The sequence below is a fragment of the Streptomyces massasporeus genome (genome assembly GCF_014648995.1).
Classification (GTDB): domain Bacteria; phylum Actinomycetota; class Actinomycetes; order Streptomycetales; family Streptomycetaceae; genus Streptomyces; species Streptomyces massasporeus.
Genome location: NZ_BMSE01000004.1, coordinates 304,413 through 323,976, shown reverse-complemented (window position 1 = coordinate 323,976; position 19,564 = coordinate 304,413). Strand labels below are relative to the sequence as shown.

The window sequence follows — 19,564 nt, the reverse complement described above, 5'->3', positions numbered from 1 at the left end:
GGATGCCTCAGGACTCCTGGGTGAGGGAGACGAGCACGTCGTCCCCATCGATCTGTACGGGGTAAACGGGGACGGGGCGCGTCGCCGGAAGGGCGTCGGGCTTGCCGGAACGGAGGTCGAAGCGCGAGCCGTGCAGCCAGCACTCGATGTGGCAGTCGTCGACCTCGCCCTCCGACAGGGAGACGTTCGCGTGCGAGCAGATGTCGTGGATCGCGAACACCTCGCCCTCGGTCTGCACGATGGACAGGGGCGTGCCGTCGAGTTCCACCCGCTTCGGGGTGTCCTCCTCCAGCTCGCCCAGCCCACAGGCGCGTACGAAGGTCATGCGACCGCCGCCTCCAGCTCCTCCTCGATCCGGGCGATCAGGCGCTCCTCGATGTCGGGGAGGCCGATCTGCTGGACGAGTTCGGCGAAGAAGCCGCGGACCACCAGACGGCGGGCCTCGTACTCCGGGATGCCGCGGGCCATGAGGTAGAAGAGCTGCTCGTCGTCGAAGCGGCCGGTCGTCGAGGCGTGGCCGGCGCCGACGATCTCGCCGGTCTCGATCTCGAGGTTCGGTACGGAGTCCACCCGCGCCCCGTCCGTGAGGACCAGGTTGCGGTTCATCTCGTACGTGTCGGTGCCCTCGGCCTTGGCCTCGATGAGCACGTCGCCGATCCACACCGCGTGCGCGTCGTCGCCCTGGAGCGCGCCCTTGTAGACGACGTGCGACTTGCAGTGCGGGACGTTGTGGTCGACCAGGAGGCGATGCTCCTGGTGCTGGCCCTGGTCGGTGAAGTACAGGCCGAACAGCTCGGCCTCGCCGCCGGGACCGGCGTACTGCACGCGGGGGTGCAGCCGGACGAGGTCGCCGCCGAAGGTGACGACGACCGACTTGAAGGAGGCGTCGCGGCCGACGAGCGCGTTGTGCTGGGCGACGTGGACGGCCTTGTCGTCCCAGTCCTGGACGGAGACGACGGTGAGCTTGGCGCCGTCGCCCAGGAGGTAGTCGACGTTGGCGGCGAGCACCGCGTCACCGGTGTGGTCGATGACCACGACTGCCTCGGCGAAGGCGCCCAGCTCGATCACCTGGTGGCCGAAGGCGGTGCCGCCCTCGCCGTGCACCGCGATACGGATGGGCTCGGTGAGGACGGTCTCCTTGGGGACGGTCACGACTCCGGCCTTCTCGAACGCCGAGTAGGCCTGGGCGGCGACGCGGTCCACCGGGGTGCCGGCCTTGCCGAGCCGCGCGTCGTCACGGCCGACGGCCTCGACGGTGACGCCCTCGGGGGCCTGGACCTCGACCTTCACGCCATTGCCGGTGGCGACGGCGGTGCCGTCGTGCAGACCGCGCAGGCGCTCCAGCGGGGTGAACCGCCACTCCTCCTCACGGCCGTGCGGGACGGGGAAGTCCGCCACGTCGAAGGAGGGGGGCGCGCTCATGCGCGTGGCGACGGTCGACTCCGCGGCGACCGCGATCGAGCCCGCGGTGGTGGATCCCACGGGGATGTTCTGGGCCTCAGCCATGGCTGTCGTAGTGCTCTCTTTCCTGAGGGGGACGTCTGCTGTCGAGGGAGGCGGTCAGCCGACCGCGCCCTCCATCTGCAGCTCGATCAGCCGGTTCAGCTCCAGCGCGTACTCCATGGGGAGCTCCTTGGCGATGGGCTCGACGAAGCCGCGCACGATCATCGCCATCGCCTCGAACTCGCTCAGACCGCGGCTCATCAGGTAGAAGAGCTGGTCCTCGGAGACCTTGGAGACGGTCGCCTCGTGCCCCATGGACACGTCGTCCTCACGGACGTCCACGTAGGGGTAGGTGTCGGAGCGGGAGATGGTGTCGACGAGCAGCGCGTCGCACAGCACGTTGGACTTCGAGCCGTGGGCACCCTCGCCGATCTCCACGAGACCGCGGTAGGAGGTGCGGCCGCCGCCGCGCGCCACGGACTTCGACACGATGTTCGACGACGTGTTCGGCGCCATGTGGACCATCTTGGAGCCGGCGTCCTGGTGCTGCCCCTCGCCCGCGAAGGCGATGGAGAGGGTCTCGCCCTTGGCGTGCTCGCCCATCAGGTAGACGGCCGGGTACTTCATCGTCACCTTGGAGCCGATGTTGCCGTCGATCCACTCCATGGTCGCGCCCTCGTAGGCGACGGCGCGCTTGGTGACCAGGTTGTAGACGTTGTTCGACCAGTTCTGGATGGTCGTGTAGCGGCAGCGGGCGTTCTTCTTGACGATGATCTCGACGACCGCGGAGTGCAGCGAGTCCGACTTGTAGATCGGGGCGGTGCAGCCCTCGACGTAGTGCACGTAGGCACCCTCGTCGACGATGATCAGGGTCCGCTCGAACTGGCCCATGTTCTCCGTGTTGATGCGGAAGTAGGCCTGGAGCGGGATCTCCACGTGCACGCCCGGCGGCACGTAGATGAAGGAGCCGCCCGACCACACGGCTGAGTTCAGCGACGCGAACTTGTTGTCACCGACGGGGATGACGGTCCCGAAGTACTCCTTGAAGAGCTCCGGGTGCTCCTTCAGCGCGGTGTCGGTGTCGAGGAAGATGACGCCCTGCTCCTCCAGGTCCTCGCGGATCTGGTGGTAGACGACCTCCGACTCGTACTGCGCGGCGACACCGGCGACGAGGCGCTGCTTCTCCGCCTCGGGGATGCCGAGCTTGTCGTACGTGTTCTTGATGTCCTCGGGCAGGTCCTCCCAGGACTCCGCCTGCTTCTCCGTGGAGCGCACGAAGTACTTGATGTTGTCGAAGTCGATGCCGGAGAGGTCCGAGCCCCAGTTCGGCATGGGCTTCTTCTCGAACAGGCGCAGGCCCTTGAGACGGAGCTTGGTCATCCACTCCGGCTCGCTCTTCTTGGAGGAGATGTCCCGGACGACGTCCTCGTTGATGCCGCGCTTGGCAGAGGCGCCGGCCGTGTCGGAGTCGGCCCAGCCGTACTCGTACTTGCCCAGGCCCTCCAGCTCGGGGTGGGCAGTCTCCGTGGGGAGAGTCATGCGGGGTTCCTCCCGGCCGTGCTTGCAGATGCGTTGTGGGAAATCTTGGGGATGAACGTCGTGCAGACGCCGTCGCCGTGCGCGATGGTGGCGAGCCGCTGTACGTGCGTACCGAGCAGCTCGGCGAAAAATTCCGTCTCCGCCTCGCACAGTTGCGGGAACTGCTCGGCGACGTGGGCGACCGGGCAGTGGTGCTGGCAGAGCTGCTCACCCTTCTGCGGGTGAGGCGCACTGCGCGCCGTAGCAGCGTACCCGTCGGCGCTCAGGGCCTTGGCCAGCGCTTCGGCCCGCTTCTCGGGCGGGACGCCCTCGACCGCCCGGCGGTAGGTGCCCGCCTGGGCGGCGATCCTGGCGCGGGCGAAGGCGGCGATCGCCTCGTCGCCTCCCTCGCGGTCGGCGATCCAGCGCAGGGCGTCCGCCGCGAGCGTGTCGTACGACTGGTCGAAGGCGTCCCGGCCGCAGTCCGTCAGGGCGAACACCTTGGCCGGCCGGCCTCGGGTCCGCGCGCCGTACACCCGCTGCTCGCGCGCCTCCACGACACCGTCGCCCGTGAGGGCGTCGAGGTGCCGGCGCACGGCCGCCTGGGTGAGCCCCAGCCGCTCGGCGAGCTCGGCGACGGTCGAGGGGCCGTGGTCCAGGATGGACCGCGCGACCCGGTTGCGGGTGGACCGCTCCCCGGTCGCCAGCTCCTCGTGAGGTGCCTCGCCGACGTTTTTCACAACGCCATTGTTGCGTAATTCTTCCGGACCGGGCAAGCCGCGTGTGCCGCACACCACGGTGCCCTGCGTCACTTAGGTGAACCTAATCTGACCTGCGGAAACGATCTCTGATCGATCAAACCGGTGGCATGCGGCAGCCGCATCGGGGACACTCCGGAACCATGCCCACACCCCCTCCGACCGGCCCTCTTGTCACCCGCGAGACGCTCCGGACGCAGCTCGGCGAACTCGGGGTGAGCCCCGGCGAGACCCTCCTCGTGCACTCCTCGCTCAGCGCCCTCGGCTGGGTCAACGGCGGGGCCGTGGCGGTGGTGCAGGGACTTCTCGACGCCCTCGGCCCCGAGGGCACGCTCGTGGTCCCCACCCAGACCGGCGACCTGTCCGACCCGGCCCTGTGGAGCAACCCGCCCGTGCCCCCGGAATGGTGGGCGGCCATCCGCGCCACCATGCCCGCCTACGACCCGCGGATCACGCCCTCCCGCGGGGTCGGCGTCGTCCCGGAGACGGTGCGGACCTGGCCCGGCGCCCTGCGCAGCGCGCACCCGCAGACCTCGTTCGCGGCGCTCGGCCCGCACGCGGCGCAGGTGCTCGACGGGCACGCGCCCGACTGCCGGCTCGGCGAGCGCAGCCCGCTGGCGAAACTGGAGGCGATGGACGCCCGGGTGCTGCTGCTCGGCGCCGGCTACGCCTCCTGCACGAGCTTCCACCTGGCCGAGTACCGGATCCCGTCCCCGATCGTCGCCGTGGGCCGCCCGGGCCCGGAAGGCTGGGAGACCGTGACCGAGGTGTCGATCAGCTCGGACCGTTTCGACGAGCTGGGCTACGACTTCGAACGGGACCGTCCCGTCGTGCGCGGCAAGGTCGGGGCCGCCGAGGCGCGGCTGTTCCCGGTGAAGGACGCGGTGGACTACGCCGAACGGTGGCTCGCGGTGCACCGGCCGCGCGAGGAGGAGTAGCCGCACCCCCCGGTCCGGGCCACCGCGCGCCTACCTAGACTCTGGACCCATGCGAAGTGAGCCCGTGGTCCAGGTCCAGGCCCTGGTGAAGCGGTACGGCACGAAGACCGCGGTGGACGGGCTCGACCTGGTGGCCCGGGCGGGTGTGACCGCCGTGCTCGGTCCCAACGGGGCGGGCAAGACAACCACGGTCGAGACCTGCGAGGGGTACCGGAAGCCGGATTCCGGCACGGTGCGCGTCCTGGGCCTCGACCCGGTGAGACAGTCCGCCGCCCTGCGGCCCCGCATCGGCGTGATGCTCCAGTCCGGCGGCGTCTACTCGGGCTCCCGGGCCGACGAGATGCTCCGCCACGTCGCCAGGCTGCACGCGCACCCGCTGGACGTGGACGCGCTGATCGAGCGGCTGGGGCTCGGCTCCTGCGGCCGTACGACGTACCGGCGGCTGTCCGGCGGGCAGCAGCAGCGGCTCGCCCTGGCCATGGCCGTGGTCGGGCGACCGGAACTGGTCTTCCTCGACGAGCCCACCGCCGGGCTCGACCCCCAGGCCCGCCACGCCACCTGGGACCTCGTCCGGGACCTGCGCGCGGACGGCGTCTCGGTGATCCTCACCACCCACTACATGGATGAGGCCGAGCAGCTCGCCGACGACGTGGCGATCATCGACGCCGGCCGGGTCATCGCCCACGGCTCCCCGGAGGAGCTGTGCCGGGGCGGCGCCGAGAACACGCTCCGCTTCACGGGCCGGCCCGGCCTCGACGTGGGCTCGCTGCTGAAGGCCCTGCCCGCCGACTGCTCGGCAGCCGAGCTGACGCCGGGTTCCTACCGGGTCGTCGGCAAGGTCGACCCGCAACTGCTCGCCACGGTCACCTCCTGGTGCGCCCAGCACGGCGTGATGCCGGAGCGGATCTCGGTGGAGCGCCACACCCTCGAGGACGTCTTCTTGGAGCTCACCGGCAAGGAGCTGCGCTCATGACCGCCACCGGCACCGGGATGTACACGCCGAGGCCCGGCGCGGCCCCGCTCCCCCGCATGATCGCGGCTCAGGCCGCGCTCGAGACGAAGATGCTGCTGCGCAACGGCGAGCAGCTGCTGCTGACCGTCGTCATCCCGACCCTGCTCCTGGTGCTCTTCAGCACCGTGGACATCGTCGACACCGGCGCCGGCGAGGCGGTCGACTTCCTCGCGCCCGGCATCCTCGCGCTCGCGGTGATGTCGACGGCGTTCACCGGCCAGGCCATCGCCACCGGCTTCGAGCGCCGCTACGGCGTGCTGAAGCGGCTCGCGTCCTCGCCCCTGCCCCGCTGGGGCCTGATGACGGCGAAGACGCTGTCCGTCCTGGTCACCGAGATCCTCCAGGTGATCCTGCTGACGGTGATCGCCTTCGCCCTCGGCTGGTCGCCACAGGGCAACCCGGTCGCCGTCCTGCTGCTCCTGGTCCTCGGCACGGCGGCCTTCTCGGGGCTGGGCCTGCTGATGGCCGGGACGCTGAAGGCCGAGGCGACGCTGGCCGCGGCCAACCTGGTGTTCCTGCTGCTGCTCGTCGGCGGCGGGGTCATCGTGCCGCTGGACAAGTTCCCCGCCGGCGCGCAGGACGTGCTGGGCCTGCTGCCGATCGCGGCCCTGTCCGACGGGCTGCGGGACGTGCTCCAGCACGGCGCCGGGATGCCCTGGGGCGACCTCGGGATCCTCGCCGTGTGGGCGGTCGTGGGGCTGGCGGCGGCCGGGAAGTTCTTCCGCTGGGAGTAGGGAAGGTGTCCTGTGACGGACCCTCGTGAAAGCGTGCACAAGCGGCGGCCTACGATGGTTCGCGTGCCAAACGTGACCCGCGCCGACGCCAAGGCCGCCCTGCGCAACCCGCTCGCCTTCATCGCCGAACGCTGGACCCCGGAACCCCGGACGGTCCGGCGCGCGGCCCTCACCGCGCTGCTGATGTCGGTGATCATCGTCGTCACCGGTGGCGCGGTGCGGCTGACCGGCTCGGGCCTGGGCTGCCCGACCTGGCCCAAGTGCACCGACGACTCGCTCACCGCGACCAGCGAGATGGGCTTCCACGGCGCCATCGAGTTCGGCAACCGCATGCTGACGTACGTGCTGTGCGCCGCGGTGGGCTGGGCGATCATCGCCGCGCGCTCGCAGAAGCCGTACCGGCGCGGTCTGGTCCGGCTGGGCTGGGCGCAGTTCTGGATCGTGATGAGCAACGCGATCCTCGGCGGCATCGTGGTGCTGGTCGGCCTCAACCCGTACACGGTCGCGGCGCACTTCGTGGCGACGTCCGCGCTCATCGCGGTGGCCACGGTGATGTGGCAGCGCAGCCGGGAGGGTGACGCGGCGCCGCGCCCGCTGGTCGGAAAGGCCGTGCAGCAACTGGTGTGGTTCCTGGTCGCGGCGGCCGTCCTGCTCATCCTGGTCGGCACGGTCGTCACCGGCGCGGGCCCGCACGCGGGCGACTCCAGCGAGGTCGAGCGAATGCCGGTCGACTGGGAGACGGTGAGCAAGCTGCACGCCGTGCTGGCGTGGATCGTGGTGACGCTGACGTTCGCCCTGTGGTTCGTCCTCAAGGCGGTCGACGCGCCCAGGAACCCGCTGAACCGCACCCGCGAGCTGTTCCTGATCCTGCTCGCGCAGGGCGTCATCGGCTACGTCCAGTACTTCACGGACCTGCCCGAGGTGCTGGTCGGCCTGCACATGCTCGGCTCGGCCGTGATGTGGATCTGGGTGCTGCGGGTGGTGCTGTCGCTGCGCGAGCGGCCGGAGGCCGCTGTGGACCTGCCCGGGCCCACCGCCGAGGCCACCCTGACCAAGGCCTAGGGTCTGTCGTTTGGATCAGGTCGCAGGGAATCGGCGGTGCTTCTCGACGCCGGTGAGCGGGGCTTGGTGCGTGTAGCTGCAAGGCGGAGGAAGGAGTCGACGCGGTGGGGGTCCCCCTTGCTCGAGCGGAGTCGAGAGCTCGGGGGAGTCGGCGACTGACGACAACGCGGCAGATGCGCGTGCCAAGCCCCGCGTCTGCGACCTGATCCAAACGACAGGCCCTAGTCGAGCCCGTACACCCGTCGCGCGTTCCCCGACGCCAGCATGCCCGCCACCCGCTGCGCGTCGGCGAGTGACCAGGCGCCCTCGGCCACCCAGGTGCCGAGCACGCGGCCGAGGGCCTCACGGAACAGGCGGGCGCCCACCACGTGCAGTTCGGGCAGGCCCTGAGCCCCGGTGGAGAAGAGGATCTTGCCGAACGGGGCCAGCTCCAGGATCTCCGCGAGGACGGTCGCGGCCCGGGCGCCCGTGCGGACCAGGGCGGCGCCGCAGTCGACGTGGACGTGCGGGAAGACACCGGCGAGATGGGCGGCGTGCCGGTGGTACGGGTAGCCGTGCAGCAGCACGAGGTCCGTGCCCAGGCCGGCCGTGGCCCGCACGAAGTCCGTCAGCAGTACCGGGTCCGTACGGTCGATCCGCAGCCCCGGCGCGCCCAGCCCCGCGTGCAGCTGGAGCGGCAGGCCGGAGGCGACGGCGCTCCACAGCAGATGCCGCAGCAGCACCGGGTCGCTCAGCTCCCCGCCGACCCCGCGCCCGGCGAGCCAGCGGCCGGCCGCCCCGCGCACCTCCCCCGGCCCGGGCGGCTCCGGCGCGAGCGCGAGGCCGTGCCGTACGCCCGCGACCGAGGTGAAGGCGACGGCGTTGGCGGCGGCCGCGTGCACCGACTCGGCGAGGTTGGCGAGGAAGGACTCGACGGTCCCGGAGGTGTCGGCGACCTGCTCGGCGAGGAGTTCCAGACGCACGATCTCGCGGGCCTCGGCGGCTCCGGCGGAGGCCAGCTCGCCGGGTTCCGTCAGATCGCCGGGGAGGCCGGTGTCGACCAGGTACGTGGTGATGCCGCTGCCGCGCAGGAGCCGGCGGCCGGACTCCAGGACGCCCAGTTCCCGGCGTCGGCCCAGGTAGCGGGCGGGCGTGCAGTGCGGTTCCAGGCCGAGCAGGGGTGGGCACCAGCGCCGCACGGCGAAGCCGGTCTGGGTGTCGAAGAGGGTGGTGCCGGGGGCGGGTGGGCCCTCGGTGCGGCTGAGGTGGGCCTCGAAGGTGCCGAGGCCCAGCTCGGTGCGGAGCACTCCGTGGCAGTACTGGTCCACCAGTGACGGCGTTTCGATCATCCGGGCCTCCCGGTGTGGACCCTGTTGTTCTTACGGGTCCTAACGGGTGAACCGGGTTCGAGGTCGCGGTCCCGGAGTGGGCGGCCGATGTCGTGCGGCGGGTGCGGACCGGGTTTGGCTGGTCGCGCCCACGCGGCGGAGCCGCACATCGCTACAGCCCCGCGCCCCTTGAGGTCAGTCGTTCTTGGGGCCGCCCACCTGGATCCCCGCCATCCGCGACCACTCGTAGCGGCCCGTCCTCACCTTCGCCGCGAATTCGCCGTCGAAGGACTCGTGGGTCGTGATGCCCGACTTCTCCACGGCCTGCACGGCGATCTCGTGGGAGGGGGCGACCAGGTCGCCCCAGTTGCCGTCCTCGCCGACCAGGACGATGCGGGCGCCGCGCTCACCGATGTAGGCGACCTGGCCCTCGGCACCGCCGTGGGCCTTGGAGAAGGAGGAGATCTGCTTGGCCAGCCGGGCCACCTTGCGCTCGGCCTTCGGGTCAACCTGCTGCGTGTCTGCCATGGCCAGGATGCTACTCACGAGTAGATCGACTGGCGAGGGCAGGGGCCTGTGACGTACGTCGGTACGTCAGCGCAGGAACGGGTCGACCGCGACCGCCACGAACAGCAGCGAGACGTAGGTGATCGACCAGTGGAACAGGCGCATCTCCTTCAGCTTCGCGCCCGTCACCCCCGCCTTCGCGCGGTTCTGCAGGCCGTGCGCCTCCCAGAGCCAGAAGCCGCCCGCCAGCAGCGCGACCGAGGTGTAGAACCAGCCGGTGTAGCCGAGCGGGGTCAGCAGGAGCGAGACGGCGACCATGACCCAGCTGTAGATCACGATCTGCTTGGCGACCACCTTGTTGGAGGCGACCACCGGCAGCATGGGCACACCGACGCGCGCGTAGTCCTCCTTGACCTTCATGGACAGCGGCCAGTAGTGCGGCGGCGTCCAGAAGAACATGACCATGAAGAGGATGACCGGCGCCCACGACATCGAGTTCGTGACCGAGGACCAGCCGATCAGCACCGGCAGGCAGCCGGCGATGCCGCCCCACACGATGTTCTGCGAGGTACGGCGCTTGAGGATCATCGTGTAGACGACCACGTAGAAGAGGAGCGCGCCGAGGGCGAGCCAGGCGCTCAGCCAGTTCACCGTGAGGCCGAAGAGCAGGGTGGACGTGATGGCCAGGGTGATGCCGAAGGCCAGGCACTCACGCGGGCTGACCATGCCGGTGACCAGCGGGCGCTGCGAGGTGCGGTCCATCAGCGCGTCGATGTCGCGGTCGATGTACATGTTGAGCGCGTTGGCGCCGCCCGCGGACAGGTAGCCGCCGAGGCACGTCAGCAGCACCAGCGTCAGGTCGGGCACGCCCTGCTGCGCCAGGAACATCACCGGCACCGTGGTGATCAGCAGCAGTTCGATGATCCGCGGCTTGGTGAGAGCCACGAATGCCATGACACGGGCCCCGAGCGGCCGGTGGGCCGGGCTCTGGTCCGCCCCGGTCATCCCCGCTGGACGGGATTCAACGGCCGTCACGCACACCCCTACAGAGACATCCCAGCAAGCCTCACCGCTGTGAAGTCCCGGTAAAGGCTCGCGCGTACCACGCCACTTTAGACGTTGCCCAGACTCGGACATTCGCGGGGGTCGGCTCGTGTTGGCGGACGCCTTCGGAAGGGCGCTTCGAAGCTCGATTGAGCACCCGGATGAGCGGCTCCGTATTCACCTGTCGAACGCGGTACGGCCCAGTCGGGAAGCGGATCGGGATCAGCCCCGGCACTCTGGAGTGACTCGAAAAAACGCACGTCCCACGGGGGTAGGCTCGACTGCGGCCGGTGGGCGCCCCGATACACCGGCATCCGACATGTGGAGAGGAGCCCTGACCCAGGGTGAGCACCAAGCCGACCACCACAGACCTCGAGTGGACCGAGTTGGACCAGCGGTCCGTCGACACCGCGCGTGTCCTGGCCGCCGATGCCGTACAGAAGGTCGGTAACGGCCATCCGGGTACGGCGATGAGCCTGGCGCCTGCCGCCTACACCCTCTTCCAGAAGGTGATGCGGCACGACCCGGCGGACGCCGACTGGGTCGGGCGGGACCGCTTCGTGCTGTCCGCCGGCCACTCGTCCCTGACCCTCTACACCCAGCTGTACCTGGCCGGCTTCGGCCTGGAGCTGGACGACCTGAAGTCCTTCCGCACCTGGGGCTCGAAGACCCCCGGACACCCCGAGTACGGGCACACGACCGGTGTGGAGACGACGACCGGGCCGCTCGGCCAGGGTGTCGCCAACGCGGTGGGCATGGCGATGGCCGCCCGCTACGAGCGCGGCCTGTTCGACCCGGAGGCCGCCGAGGGCGAGTCGCCGTTCGACCACTTCATCTACTGCATCGCCGGTGACGGCTGCCTCCAGGAGGGCATCTCCTCCGAGGCGTCGTCCCTCGCGGGCCACCAGAAGCTCGGCAACCTGATCCTGCTGTGGGACGACAACCACATCTCGATCGAGGGCGACACCGAGACGGCCGTCTCCGAGGACACGGTGAAGCGGTACGAGGCCTACGGCTGGCACGTGCAGCGCGTGGAGCCGAAGGCCGACGGCGACCTGGACCCGGCCGCGATCTTCGAGGCGATCCAGAAGGCCAAGGCCGTCACGGACCGGCCGTCGTTCATCGCGATGCGCTCGATCATCGCCTGGCCGGCCCCGAACGCGCAGAACACCGAGGCCGCGCACGGCTCGGCGCTCGGCGACGACGAGGTCGCGGCGACCAAGCGGGTCATGGGCTTCGACCCGGAGCAGTCCTTCGAGGTCTCCGACGAGGTCATCACGCACACCCGCAAGGCGCTGGAGCGGGGCCAGGCGGCCCGCGCGGTGTGGGAGAAGGCGTACCAGCAGTGGCGGGACAACAACCCCGACCGCGCCGCGGAGTACGACCGCGTCGCCAAGGGTGAGCTGCCCACCGGCTGGGAGGAGAAGATCCCGGTCTTCGAGGTCGGCAAGGGTGTGGCCACGCGTGCCGCCTCCGGCAAGGTGCTGCAGGCCCTCGGCGGGGTCGTCCCGGAGCTGTGGGGCGGCTCGGCCGACCTCGCCGGCTCCAACAACACCACGATCGACAAGACCAGCTCCTTCCTCCCGGCGGACAACCCGCTGCCGGAGGCGGACCCGTACGGCCGCACGATCCACTTCGGTATCCGCGAGCACGCGATGGCCGCCGAGATGAACGGCATCGCGCTGCACGGCAACACCCGCATCTACGGTGGCACCTTCCTGGTGTTCTCCGACTACATGCGCAACGCGGTGCGGCTGTCGGCGCTGATGCACCTGCCGGTGACGTACGTGTGGACGCACGACTCCATCGGCCTCGGTGAGGACGGCCCGACGCACCAGCCCGTCGAGCACCTCGCGTCGCTGCGCGCGATCCCCGGCCTGAACCTCGTGCGCCCGGCCGACGCCAACGAGACCGCCATCGCCTGGCGCGAGATCCTCAAGCGCTGGACGAAGGAGTTCGGCAAGGGGCAGCCGCACGGCCTCGCGCTGACGCGCCAGGGTGTTCCGACGTACGAGCCCAACGAGGATGCCGCGCGCGGCGGTTACGTGCTGTTCGAGGCCGACGGCGGCGACGCCGAGGTCATCCTGATCGCCACCGGCTCGGAGGTGCACGTCGCCGTCGAGGCGCGCGAGCAGCTCCAGGGCGCCGGCGTGCCCACGCGCGTGGTGTCCATGCCGTCGGTGGAGTGGTTCGAGCAGCAGGACCAGGGGTACCGGGACAGCGTCCTGCCGCCGTCCGTCCGGGCCCGTGTCGCGGTGGAGGCCGGTATCGGTCTCACGTGGCACAAGTACGTGGGGGACGCCGGCCGCATTGTTTCCCTGGAGCACTTCGGTGCTTCGGCCGACGGCAAGGTCCTTTTCCGCGAGTTCGGCTTCACTCCCGAGAACGTGGCCGCCGCCGCGCGGGAATCGATCGCCGCAGCTCAGCGCTGACGCTTATACACGACACGTAGGAGATGGAATTTCCATGACAGACGCACTCAAGCGCCTCTCCGAGGAAGGCGTGGCGATCTGGCTGGACGACCTGTCGCGCAAGCGGATCACGTCCGGCAACCTCGCCGAGCTGATCGACCAGCAGCACGTCGTGGGCGTCACCACCAATCCGTCGATCTTCCAGAAGGCGATCTCGCAGGGCGACGGCTACGACACGCAGCTGACCGACCTCGCCGCCCGCAAGGTCACCGTCGAAGAGGCCATCCGCATGATCACGACGGCGGACGTCCGTGACGCCGCCGACATCCTGCGCCCGGTCTTCGACGCCACCGGCGGCAAGGACGGCCGGGTCTCGATCGAGGTCGACCCGCGCCTGGCGCACAACACGCGGGCGACGGTCGCCGAGGCCAAGCAGCTCGCCTGGCTGGTGGACCGGCCCAACACGCTCATCAAGATCCCGGCGACCGAGGCGGGCATCCCGGCCATCGCCGAGACCATCGGCCTGGGCATCAGCGTCAACGTCACGCTGATCTTCTCGCTGGAGCGCTACCGCCTGGTCATGGACGCGTTCCTGGAGGGCCTGGAGAAGGCCAAGGAGCGCGGCCTGGACCTGTCGCAGATCCACTCCGTGGCGTCGTTCTTCGTGTCCCGCGTGGACACCGAGATCGACAAGCGGATCGACGCGCTGGGCACCGAGGAGGCCAAGGCCGCGCGCGGCAAGGCCGGCGTCGCCAACGCCCGGCTGGCCTACCAGGCGTACGAGGAGGTCTTCTCCTCGGACCGCTGGAGCGCCCTGGAGAAGGCGGGCGCCAACAAGCAGCGTCCGCTGTGGGCGTCCACCGGCGTCAAGGACAAGGCGTACAAGCCCACCCTGTACGTCGACGAGCTGGTCGCTCCCAACACGGTGAACACCATGCCGGAGGCGACCCTGTTCGCCACGGAGGAGCAGGGCGAGATCCGCGGCAACGCCGTCTCCGGCACGTACGAGCAGGCCCGCGCCGACCTCGACGCGGTCGAGAAGCTCGGGATCAAGTACGACGACGTGGTCCAGCTGCTGGAGGAGGAGGGCGTCGAGAAGTTCGAGGCCTCCTGGACCGACCTGCTGAAGTCGACCGAGGCCGAGCTCAAGCGCCTCGCCCCCTCGGAGGGCTGAACAGGTGTCGAGCAGCAACCCGCTGCGTGACCCCGCTGACCGACGGCTCCCGCGTATCGCGGGGCCGTCGGGCCTGGTCATCTTCGGCGTCACGGGCGACCTGTCCCGGAAGAAGCTCATGCCCGCCGTGTACGACCTCGCCAACCGGGGTCTGTTGCCGCCGGGCTTCTCGCTGGTGGGCTTCGCCCGCCGCGAGTGGGCGCACGAGGACTTCGCGCAGGAAGTGCACGACGCGGTCAAGGAGCACGCCCGCACGCCCTTCCGCGAGGAGGTCTGGCAGCAGCTCATCCAGGGCATGCGCTTCGTGCAGGGCACGTTCGACGACGACGACGCGTTCGAGCGGCTGCGCTCCACGATCGACGAGCTCGACAAGGCACAGGGCACGGGCGGCAACTTCGCCTTCTACCTGTCCGTGCCGCCGTCGGCCTTCCCGGTGGTCATCCAGCAGCTGAAGAAGCACCAGCTGGCCGACCAGACGGGCGGCTCCTGGCGGCGCGCGGTCATCGAGAAGCCGTTCGGCCACGACCTCGCCTCGGCGGAGGAGCTCAACAAGGTCGTCCACGAGGTCTTCGCCCCGGACCAGGTCTTCCGCATCGACCACTACCTGGGCAAGGAGACGGTCCAGAACATCCTGGCGCTGCGCTTCGCCAACACGATGTTCGAGCCGATCTGGAACCGGTCCTTCGTGGACCATGTGCAGATCACCATGGCCGAGGACATCGGCATCGGCGGCCGGGCCGGCTACTACGACGGCATCGGCGCCGCCCGTGACGTCATCCAGAACCACCTGCTCCAGCTCATGGCCCTGACGGCCATGGAGGAGCCGGCCTCCTTCGACGCGGACGCGCTGGCCGCCGAGAAGACGAAGGTCCTCGGCGCCGTGCGGCTGCCGAAGGACATGGGCCGGGACACCGTGCGCGGCCAGTACTCCGCCGGCTGGCAGGGTGGCGCGAAGGTGATCGGCTATCTCGACGAGGACGGCATCAACGCCTCGTCGAAGACCGACACGTACGCCGCGATCAAGCTGGAGATCGACAACCGCCGCTGGGCGGGCGTCCCCTTCTACCTGCGCACCGGCAAGCGGCTGGGCCGCCGGGTGACGGAGATCGCCGTCGTCTTCCAGCGGGCCCCGCACTCCCCCTTCGACTCCACGGCCACCGAGGAGCTCGGCTCCAACGCGATCGTCATCCGCGTCCAGCCGGACGAGGGCGTCACGGTCCGCTTCGGCTCGAAGGTGCCGGGCACCTCGATGGAGATCCGGGACGTGTCGATGGACTTCGCGTACGGCGAGTCCTTCACGGAGTCCAGCCCGGAGGCGTACGAGCGTCTGATCCTGGACGTTCTGCTCGGTGACTCCAACCTCTTCCCCCGTACCGAGGAGGTCGAGCTGTCCTGGGAGATCCTCGACCCGATCGAGCAGTACTGGGACAAGAACGGCAAGCCCGCCCAGTACCAGGCCGGTACCTGGGGGCCCGTCGAGGCGGACGAAATGCTCGAGCGACACGGACGGAGCTGGCGCCGGCCATGAAGATAGACCTCACGGACACCACGGCCAGCAAGGTCAACAAGGCGCTGGTCCAGGGCCGCCGGGCGATCGGCACCCCGGCGGTCGGCATGGTGCTCACGCTGGTCATCGTGACGGACGAGGAGAACGCCTACGACGCGCTGAAGGCCGCGAACGACGCCTCGCACGAGCACCCCGCCCGCACGCTCGTGGTCATCAAGCGCGTCTCCCGTTCGCCCCGCGACCGTACGCAGTCCCGTCTCGACGCGGAGGTCCGGGTCGGCGCGGACGCCGGCTCCGGGGAGACGGTGGTGCTCCGGCTGTACGGCGAGGTCGTCGACCACGCCCAGTCGGTGGTGCTGCCGCTGCTGCTGCCGGACGCCCCGGTGGTGGTGTGGTGGCCGGTGAACGCGCCGCTCGACCCGGCGAAGGACCCCCTGGGTGCCCTCGCGCAGCGCCGCGTCACCGACACGTACGCCTCCGAGCAGCCGGTACGGGACCTGGCCACCCGGTCCCGGGCCTACACCCCCGGCGACACGGACCTGTCCTGGACCCGCATCACGCCCTGGCGCTCCATGCTGGCGGCGGCCCTCGACCAGGTCACCTGCGAGGTACGGGCCGTCGAGGTGGAGGGCGAGGAGTTCAACCCGAGCTGTGAGCTGCTGGCGATGTGGCTCGCGGACCGGCTGGACGTCCCCGTGAAGCGGTCGTTGTCCAGCGGGCCCGGTCTGACGGCGGTCCGGATGGACACCAACTGCGGCCCGATCAAGCTGGACCGGGCCGACGGCTCCCTGGCGACGCTCTCCATCGAGGGCCAGCCGGACCGGGCGGTGGCGCTCAAGCGCCGGGAGACCGCCGAGCTGATGGCGGAGGAGCTGCGGCGGCTGGACCCGGACGACACGTACGCGTCGGCGCTGCGGTACGGGGTGGACCGGCTGAAGTCCTCGTCGTCGGTGCCGGCGGTGGCGGCGGTGCCCAAAAGTGAGGGGCGAGCAGGACTCGCCCTCCCCGCTCCCGTTGAAAGGGCTGCGAAAGCACCCGCTGCGGCAGCGACGGCGCAGGCACCGGTGAGGCGGGAACCGCCCGAGCTGGAACCGGTACGGAAGGCGACGAAGAAGTGAGTACGGCACCGCAGCTGGTCGTGCACCGCGACAAGGAGCTGATGGCGCAGGCCGCGGCGGCCCGGCTGATCACCAGGATCGTGGACGCACAGGCCTCCCGGGGCTCGGCGTCCGTGGTCCTGACGGGCGGCCGCAACGGCAACGGCCTGCTGGCCGCGCTGGCCGCGGCGCCCGCCCGGGACGCGATCGACTGGAGCCGGCTCGACCTCTGGTGGGGCGACGAGCGGTTCCTGCCCGAGGGTGACCCCGAGCGCAACATCACCCAGGCGAGGGAGGCTCTCCTCGACTCGGTGCCGCTCGATCCGAAGCGGGTGCACGCGATGCCCGCGTCGGACGGGCCGGACGGCACCGACGTGGACGCGGCGGCCGCCGCGTACGCGGAGGAGCTGGCAGCGGCGGCGGGCCCGGAGAACCACGGGCCCGTGCCCACGTTCGACGTGCTGATGCTGGGCGTCGGACCGGACACGCATGTCGCGTCGCTGTTCCCGGAGCTGCCGGCGGTCAGGGAGACCGACCGCACGGTGGTCGGCGTCCACGGCGCACCCAAGCCGCCGCCGACCCGGGTGACGCTGACGCTGCCGGCGATCCGCGCGGCCCGGGAGGTATGGCTGCTGGCCGCGGGCGAGGACAAGGCCCAGGCGGCGGCGATCGCCCTGTCGGGAGCGGGAGAGATCCAGGCTCCGGCGGCGGGGGCGTACGGCAGGAGCCGGACCCTGTGGCTCCTGGACGGGGCAGCGGCTTCCCAACTGCCGCGTTCGCTGTATCCACCGGCATCACCGTGAACGTCCTCGGGCCCCCACTTCGTAGCGAAGTGGGGGCCCGAAACGCATGTGCTATTTGACCGAACCGGCCATCACGCCCTGCACGAAGTGCCGTTGGAAGGCGAAGAACACGACCACCGGAACGACCAGGGACACGAACGCCCCCGGTGCCAGGACGTCGATGTTGCTTCCGAACTGGCGTATCTGGGACTGGAGTTCCACGGTCAGCGGCTGGGACGCGCTGTCCGCGAACAGCAGCGCCACCAGCATGTCGTTCCACACCCACAGGAACTGGAAGATGGCCAGCGAGGCGATCGCGGGCCGCCCCACGGGAAGGACGAGCCGCGTGAAGATGCGCCACTCGCTGCCGCCGTCCATGCGCGCGGCCTCCAGCATCTCCTTCGGCATCTCGGCGAAGTAGTTGCGGAGCAGGAACACCGCGAACGGCAGGCCGTAGGCCACGTGGAAGAGGACCACACCGGGGATCGTGCCGAACAGGCCGAGCTGCCCGAAGAGTTTGGCGACCGGCAGCAGACCGATCTGCACGGGCACCACCAGCAGCGCGACGACGACCAGGAAGATCGCCTCCCGCCCGGGGAAGTCCAGCCACGCGAAGGCGTACCCCGCGAGCGCCGCGACGACCACGACCAGCACGGTCGTCGGCACCGATATCAGCACCGTGTTCCAGAACGCCTGCGTGATCCCGGCGTTCCCCAGCAGCGACGAGTAGTTGTCGAAGGACAGCTGCCCGGGGCTGGAGAACACCGTCCACCAGCCGCCCTTCGCCGTGTCCTCGGCGGACCGCAGCGAGGACAGGAACAGTCCGGCCAGGGGCGTCATCCACACCAGGCCGACCAGGACGAGGAAGGCCTGGACGACTCCGTTGCCCAGTCCGCGCCGCACCGCGTTCATCGCTGACTCCTTCGGAAACGGCGGACGTTGAACACCATGGCCGGGACGACCAGCAGCAGCAGGAGTACGCCGAGCGCGCTGCCGAGCCCCTGGTTGTTGCCGCCGCCGAACGACACCAGCCACATCTGCGTCGCGAGGACGGTCGCGTCCTCCTGCACGGGACCGGGCGCGATGATGTAGACGAGGTCGAAGACCTTCATCACGTTGATGACGAGGGTGATGAAGACGACCGACAGCACCGGTGCCAGCAGCGGCACGGTGATCCGCCGGAAGATCTGCCACTCGTTCGCGCCGTCCATCCGCGCCGCCTCCAGGGCGTCCCGCGGCAGCGTCGACAGACCCGCCCCGATCAGCACCATGGCGAAGCCGGTCCAGATCCACAGGTACGCGCCGATGATCGCCGGGGTGACCAGCGCCGGCCCGAGCCAGGAGACGCCCTCGTAGGGCTGGGCGAAGTTCGACGACGGAAGTCTCACCTCGTAGGAGCCCGATGCGAGGCCCTCGAAGCGGAAGGAACCGTCGGCGGCCGTGGTGGTCGTGGCGATCGTCTCGCCGTCGCGGACCGCCTCGACCTTCATCTCCGGCAGTCCGCTCTCCCGCCGGTCGACCTTGCCCTGCTCCCCTCCCCCGCCGGGTGTGAAGTCCAGGTAGACGACGCCGCGCAGTTCGTCGGCGGCGGCCTTGCGCCCCGCCGCCGCGTACGCCGGCTCGGCCCCGCCCGGCAGGTCGCCGGGCTGCACACCGACCAGGCCCAGCGCCACCGCGTCCCCGGGCGCCACGCTCGTACTCGTGCGGTACGAGCCGTCCTTGTCCTTCGTCAGGCCCTGGGCGTCACGCGCCCGGGCCGTCGGATAGGAGGACTCCCCCTTGAAGGCGTCGTGCACGGACACCACGGCGGCGTTGAGCACGCCCTTGTCGGGGTCCTCGTCGTAGGCGAGCCGGAAGATGATGCCCGCGGCGAGGAAGGAGACCGCCATCGGCATGAAGAGGAGCAGTTTGAAGGCCGTGGCCCAGCGGACCTTCTCCACCAGTACGGCGAGGATGAGCCCGAGGCCGGTGAGCAGGGCCGGGGCGATGACGACCCAGATGGCCGTGTTGCGGACGGCCTTGAGGGTCGCCGGGTCGCGGAACATCTCGGCGTAGTTGTCGCCGCCGACGAAGCTCGTCCCGGAGGCGTCGAAGAAGCTGCGGCCGATGCTGAACAGCACGGGGTAGACGACGAGCGCGCCGAGCAGCAGCAGCGCGGGGAGCACGAACAACAGGGCGATGATCTTCCCGCGCCGGCGCAGTCGCCGGGTGCGGTCGGCGACCGGGCCGGGCGGTGGGGAGCTCGTGTCTTTCACGAGGGTCGCTGTCAT

Annotated in this window: 18 protein-coding genes; 9 read left to right on the top strand and 9 right to left on the bottom strand. The window is 70.3% G+C overall.

Annotation, left to right across the window (positions count from 1 at the left end; genetic code table 11):
- Window positions 1-7 precede the first annotated feature (7 nt).
- From IE153_RS13015 to IE153_RS13000, 4 genes are read right to left on the bottom strand one after another with little or no spacing between them, the layout of a single operon-like run.
- On the bottom strand, window positions 8-325 hold the full coding sequence (locus tag IE153_RS13015; RefSeq protein WP_030852669.1) for a non-heme iron oxygenase ferredoxin subunit: 318 nt from the start codon (window positions 323-325) through the stop codon (window positions 8-10).
- Window positions 322-1,506, bottom strand: coding sequence for a Fe-S cluster assembly protein SufD (gene sufD, locus IE153_RS13010; protein ID WP_189589862.1), 1,185 nt, complete (start codon window positions 1,504-1,506; stop codon window positions 322-324). The genes IE153_RS13015 and sufD overlap by 4 nt, the downstream gene beginning before the upstream one ends.
- A gap of 54 nt (window positions 1,507-1,560) precedes the next feature.
- Entirely contained in the window at window positions 1,561-2,982 is a 1,422-nt protein-coding gene (gene sufB, locus IE153_RS13005; RefSeq protein WP_031143583.1) for a Fe-S cluster assembly protein SufB, read from the bottom strand.
- Window positions 2,979-3,701 carry a helix-turn-helix transcriptional regulator gene (locus IE153_RS13000; RefSeq protein ID WP_189589861.1) on the bottom strand — a complete coding sequence of 241 codons (723 nt, stop codon included), beginning with the start codon at window positions 3,699-3,701 and terminating at the stop codon, window positions 2,979-2,981. The genes sufB and IE153_RS13000 overlap by 4 nt, the downstream gene beginning before the upstream one ends.
- 161 nt (window positions 3,702-3,862) lie before the next feature.
- On the opposite strand from IE153_RS13000, the gene IE153_RS12995 reads away from it, so the two are divergent.
- Genes IE153_RS12995 through IE153_RS12980 form a run of 4 tightly spaced genes read left to right on the top strand, consistent with a single transcriptional unit; the run spans window position 3,863 to window position 7,465 of the window.
- Window positions 3,863-4,657, top strand: a complete 795-nt coding sequence (locus tag IE153_RS12995; RefSeq protein WP_189589860.1) for an AAC(3) family N-acetyltransferase — start codon at window positions 3,863-3,865, stop codon at window positions 4,655-4,657.
- A 49-nt stretch (window positions 4,658-4,706) separates the two neighbouring features.
- Window positions 4,707-5,630 (top strand): ABC transporter ATP-binding protein, encoded by a 924-nt coding sequence (locus IE153_RS12990; RefSeq protein ID WP_097215942.1) that lies wholly within the window; start codon window positions 4,707-4,709, stop codon window positions 5,628-5,630.
- Window positions 5,627-6,403 carry an ABC transporter permease gene (locus tag IE153_RS12985; protein ID WP_031105890.1) on the top strand — a complete coding sequence of 259 codons (777 nt, stop codon included), beginning with the start codon at window positions 5,627-5,629 and terminating at the stop codon, window positions 6,401-6,403. Before IE153_RS12990 ends, IE153_RS12985 begins: the two co-directional genes overlap by 4 nt.
- A gap of 54 nt (window positions 6,404-6,457) precedes the next feature.
- On the top strand, window positions 6,458-7,465 hold the full coding sequence (locus tag IE153_RS12980) for a COX15/CtaA family protein (protein ID WP_189589859.1): 1,008 nt from the start codon (window positions 6,458-6,460) through the stop codon (window positions 7,463-7,465).
- Window positions 7,466-7,686: 221 nt separating this feature from the next.
- Here the strand turns inward: IE153_RS12980 and IE153_RS12975 are convergent, their stop codons facing one another.
- The 3 genes from IE153_RS12975 to IE153_RS12965 all read right to left on the bottom strand — a co-directional run bounded on the left by IE153_RS12975 (window position 7,687) and on the right by IE153_RS12965 (window position 10,284).
- A complete protein-coding gene (locus tag IE153_RS12975) occupies window positions 7,687-8,793 on the bottom strand; it encodes an amidohydrolase family protein (protein ID WP_189589858.1) in 1,107 nt (368 codons plus the stop codon).
- Between the two features lie 174 nt (window positions 8,794-8,967).
- Window positions 8,968-9,300 (bottom strand): hypothetical protein, encoded by a 333-nt coding sequence (locus IE153_RS12970; RefSeq protein ID WP_189589857.1) that lies wholly within the window; start codon window positions 9,298-9,300, stop codon window positions 8,968-8,970.
- Between the two features lie 66 nt (window positions 9,301-9,366).
- The gene (locus IE153_RS12965; RefSeq protein ID WP_189590002.1) at window positions 9,367-10,284 is read right to left on the bottom strand and encodes a heme o synthase; all 918 of its coding nucleotides are present in this window, start codon (window positions 10,282-10,284) and stop codon (window positions 9,367-9,369) included.
- Window positions 10,285-10,667: 383 nt separating this feature from the next.
- On the opposite strand from IE153_RS12965, the gene tkt reads away from it, so the two are divergent.
- From tkt to pgl, 5 genes are read left to right on the top strand one after another with little or no spacing between them, the layout of a single operon-like run.
- A complete protein-coding gene (tkt, locus tag IE153_RS12960; RefSeq protein ID WP_189589856.1) occupies window positions 10,668-12,755 on the top strand; it encodes a transketolase in 2,088 nt (695 codons plus the stop codon).
- A 34-nt stretch (window positions 12,756-12,789) separates the two neighbouring features.
- Complete coding sequence (tal, locus tag IE153_RS12955; RefSeq protein WP_189589855.1) at window positions 12,790-13,908, top strand: transaldolase; 1,119 nt, start codon at window positions 12,790-12,792, stop codon at window positions 13,906-13,908.
- Between the two features lie 4 nt (window positions 13,909-13,912).
- On the top strand, window positions 13,913-15,436 hold the full coding sequence (gene zwf / locus IE153_RS12950; protein ID WP_189589854.1) for a glucose-6-phosphate dehydrogenase: 1,524 nt from the start codon (window positions 13,913-13,915) through the stop codon (window positions 15,434-15,436).
- Window positions 15,433-16,533: a glucose-6-phosphate dehydrogenase assembly protein OpcA gene (gene opcA, locus IE153_RS12945; RefSeq protein ID WP_189589853.1), complete on the top strand. Its 1,101-nt coding sequence runs from the start codon at window positions 15,433-15,435 to the stop codon at window positions 16,531-16,533. Before zwf ends, opcA begins: the two co-directional genes overlap by 4 nt.
- Window positions 16,530-17,315 carry a 6-phosphogluconolactonase gene (pgl, locus tag IE153_RS12940; RefSeq protein ID WP_189589852.1) on the top strand — a complete coding sequence of 262 codons (786 nt, stop codon included), beginning with the start codon at window positions 16,530-16,532 and terminating at the stop codon, window positions 17,313-17,315. The genes opcA and pgl overlap by 4 nt, the downstream gene beginning before the upstream one ends.
- A gap of 51 nt (window positions 17,316-17,366) precedes the next feature.
- Here the strand turns inward: pgl and IE153_RS12935 are convergent, their stop codons facing one another.
- Both IE153_RS12935 and IE153_RS12930 read right to left on the bottom strand, forming a co-directional pair.
- Window positions 17,367-18,206: a carbohydrate ABC transporter permease gene (locus tag IE153_RS12935; RefSeq protein ID WP_031107403.1), complete on the bottom strand. Its 840-nt coding sequence runs from the start codon at window positions 18,204-18,206 to the stop codon at window positions 17,367-17,369.
- A complete protein-coding gene (locus IE153_RS12930) occupies window positions 18,203-19,564 on the bottom strand; it encodes a carbohydrate ABC transporter permease (protein ID WP_189589851.1) in 1,362 nt (453 codons plus the stop codon). The genes IE153_RS12935 and IE153_RS12930 overlap by 4 nt, the downstream gene beginning before the upstream one ends.